This is a genomic window from Pseudomonadota bacterium, from assembly GCA_022361155.1.
In the GTDB taxonomy this organism is placed as follows: Bacteria; Myxococcota_A; Polyangia; order Polyangiales; family JAKSBK01; genus JAKSBK01.
In genome coordinates this window covers 1-1,414 of record JAKSBK010000234.1, presented here as the reverse complement: position 1 = coordinate 1,414, position 1,414 = coordinate 1, and the positions used below count along the sequence as shown (strand labels likewise).

At 64.1% G+C, this 1,414-nt stretch carries 1 protein-coding gene; it reads left to right on the top strand.

Translation table 11 applies throughout. The features are described 5' to 3' along the window. The first annotated feature begins 366 nt into the window (after positions 1-366). Positions 367-1,227 carry a hypothetical protein gene (locus MJD61_08925; protein ID MCG8555393.1) on the top strand — a complete coding sequence of 287 codons (861 nt, stop codon included), beginning with the start codon at positions 367-369 and terminating at the stop codon, positions 1,225-1,227. The last annotated feature ends 187 nt before the right edge of the window (positions 1,228-1,414 follow it).

Below are 1,414 nucleotides of genomic sequence, written 5' to 3'. Positions count from 1 at the left end.
GATCTCGAAACACGTTTACTACAACCTCCGTCCATGTAGCCGGGGTATGCGCAATCACCCTACCGTAGCTGGTGTCGCCCAGACCGACGGTTGCCTGCACGCCTGCAAGCAGGTCGACTGGTTATCGAAAGCAACGACCGTGCCGGCCCTTCGTTCAACGCTTGCGCGGTAACCACGGGCAAATCGAAATGAACACAGGCGTTGTCTGTGCAGGTATTTCGGACAGTATGAACACTTTTCATATGACTTGTTTCGATGCAACCGTGTCAAAAACTCGGAGCTTGACTCCAGGAATGCGGCAAAAGTCTGAGAAGTGGCTACAGTATTTGTTAGAGGGGGATCGGGCCCCATGGGATCGAACGACGCATGACAGGGCGCGGACAAGGCAGCCCGGAAACCACGAGGTCCGGGGAGATTTCGTCGGCGGCGACCAAGCTGGGCGTGCTCTTGCTGGTGGGGATGGGGCTGGTGTGGTTGGTACGCCTACCGCGAGCGCTGCCGCCTACAAGACTTCCGGCGCTACAGCTATCCGACAGCGAGATACGGAGCGCGCTGCACAGGGACAGGGTCGACAGCAGGGCAGCTGCCAGCGGCGTTCAGCTCGAGATGCTGCACGAGCTCGTGCTCGAAAAGGGGCGCTCGGAGGCCCGCCCCACAGAGCCGCGCCAGCAGCGGCTGAAGCGGGACCGCGAAATCAGAAAGACGCTGGCAGCCGTCCAGGCGGAACATGGCGCGCAGGGGCTTTTGACCCTGCGGGCAAGAGCGACGGAGCTGTACGAGCAGGCGCTCGCTCGAGAGCTCGCCGACGGAGAGGCAAAGGCCGTGCTCGGCTCGTTTCCACAGGTCCTGCAGCGCTATGGGCTGACACAGAACGGTCGCTTCGTGGGGCCCCGTTTTGTGGGGCGCGTGTTGTACAAGGCCCGCTGGAACCTGATTTGCGGCCTGGCACCGGCCTGGAAGCTCAGCAGGGTGGAGCAAAGAGCCTACCACGGCTGGCTTGCCTTGCATGCGAAGGGCGCCCCCTTGCGCCAGCGGCTTGCGGCACTCGACGCCTACGGCCGAGCCGGTGGCGAGCAGGCCGAGGAGGCGCGCGCCGTGCTGCTGTACCGCGCGGGGCAGCCTGCGGAGGCGCTGCTCGCGCTCCGCCGCGCGTACGAGCGGGAGCCCTCGGTGCGTTTGGAGAGCTACATGCTCGGGATCGAAAGCGCGCTGGCGGATGGGCACTGAGGGAGGACGAAAGCCGGTCCGGCGCGATTCTGGACAGGAACTAGTGCCTCGCCACAGGAATCCTGATCGTTTGGCCCCAGCCCTGGCGCCCGCTGGCGGCGTTGGGACCTCCTCGAATATGCGCTGCACAGCATCGAAATTAACCGCAGTCTTCGTCGGTCCGCCTTGCCAGCGAGCCCCACTGCAG

Bases quoted from the DNA above. Each gene is read 5' to 3' on its own strand.
- MJD61_08925 (MCG8555393.1), top strand. From the start codon at position 367: ATGACAGGGCGCGGACAAGGCAGCCCGGAAACCACGAGGTCCGGGGAG.